Source organism: Mesorhizobium sp. M0019 (assembly GCF_040323975.1).
In the GTDB taxonomy this organism is placed as follows: domain Bacteria; phylum Pseudomonadota; class Alphaproteobacteria; order Rhizobiales; family Rhizobiaceae; genus Mesorhizobium.
Genome location: NZ_JAMYVK010000124.1, coordinates 1 through 1,480 on the forward strand (window position 1 = coordinate 1; position 1,480 = coordinate 1,480).

A 1,480-nucleotide genomic window follows, 5' to 3' on the forward strand; every position below is an offset into this window, starting at 1 on the left:
AACATGAAGTAATCGCGGAAGCGGTGGCCACCTGAGATGTGGCGGCGATGTTCGAACATCTGGCCGGCTGGCTGTCCTCCGATAGGATGAAGAACGGGCTCTCGATTCGACACCGGGCCCAGCCACCGAACGGAGGACAGCCATGGAACACTATATCGGTCTCGACGTATCCATGAAAGAGACGGCAATATCGATCCGGCAGAACGGTAAGAGGATTTGGCGGGGCAAGTGCGCATCCGATCCGCAACTGCTTGCGGCGGTGATCCGCAAGCGCGCACCCCATGTCCGGCGGGTTGTGTTCGAAACGGGGCCGCTGTCGGTGTGGTTCTACCATGCGTTGACGGCAGAGGGCCTGCCGGTGATCTGCATCGACGCGCGGCATGCCAAAGCCGCGCTCGACATGGCCGCGAACAAGACCGATGCGAACGATGCCGATGGCCTGGCACATCTGGCCGAGGTCGGCTTCTACCGAGAGGTCCGCGTCAAAGGTTTCGACAGCATGCTGATCCGCACGCTGATCACCGCACGGCGCCAACTTCTTAAGATGCGTTTGCAGATATCCAATCAAATCCGTGGGTTGATGAAGACGTTCGGCCTTGTCGTGCCCAAGGGCGCCGGAAGCGTGTTCGAACGCAACGTTCGCGACCTTCTGCGGGGTGAAGAAAAGCTGGCGCGCATTGTTGTGCCAATGCTGCAGGCATGGAGTGGTATCCGATACCAAATCGCAGAGCTGAGCAAGCAGCTGGCAGCGATGGCGCGTAACGACCAGCACTGCCGTCTGCTCATGTCAGTGCCCGGTGTAGGCACCGTCACAGCCACCGCCTTTGCCGCAGCGGTGGAGGATCCGGCCAACTTCAGGAACTCGCGCGCCGTGGGCGCATGGGTGGGCCTGACCCCGAGGCGCTACCAGTCCGGCGAGGTCGATAATGATGGTCATATCTCGCGCCGTGGCGACAATCAGTTGCGCGGACTGCTATATGAGGCGGCCGCGGTTATCCTGAACCGGTCGACGGATACCAGCAGCCTGCGAACCTGGGCGTTGGAGCTGAAAGATCGGCTCGGCTTCAAGCGAGCGGCCGTAGCGTTGGCGCGCAAGCTGGCGGTGATCATGCATGCGATGCTTCGGACGGGCGAGCTGTTTGATCCGCACGGAGGAACGCAAGCCGCGGCCTGATACTTCAGTCGCTCGCCTGCGACGTTTCCGCCATACCATTCCACCATCAGCGTTCTTACAGACGCATCAAGCTGTCCCTGCCGGGACGTGGCTGAGATCATTCCGCGAAGCGGGAAGCAACTGCCTCGGTAAGCAGATTGCGCAACGAACATAGGAAGATCTCACCTGCGAAACTCATCCTGCGGCGATCATCGCGTCGACCGCGTAGACGACCCTGTACCCGGCATGCGGACGAACGAGAATCGACAGAAAGGACGACAGCCTTGCACTCACCCCCTTGACGCTCGAGCGATTAGACGACCCGCT

1 protein-coding gene is annotated in these 1,480 nt (G+C 60.8%); it reads left to right on the top strand.

The window, feature by feature from the left end; translation table 11 throughout:
• The first annotated feature begins 142 nt into the window (after positions 1–142).
• Positions 143–1,174, top strand: coding sequence for an IS110 family RNA-guided transposase (locus NKK47_RS34935; protein WP_352458922.1), 1,032 nt, complete (start codon positions 143–145; stop codon positions 1,172–1,174).
• Positions 1,175–1,480 lie beyond the last annotated feature (306 nt).

What these genes read in the sequence shown, in the direction of transcription:
- NKK47_RS34935 (WP_352458922.1), top strand. Translation starts at nt 143, where the DNA reads ATGGAACACTATATCGGTCTCGACGTATCCATGAAAGAGACGGCAATA.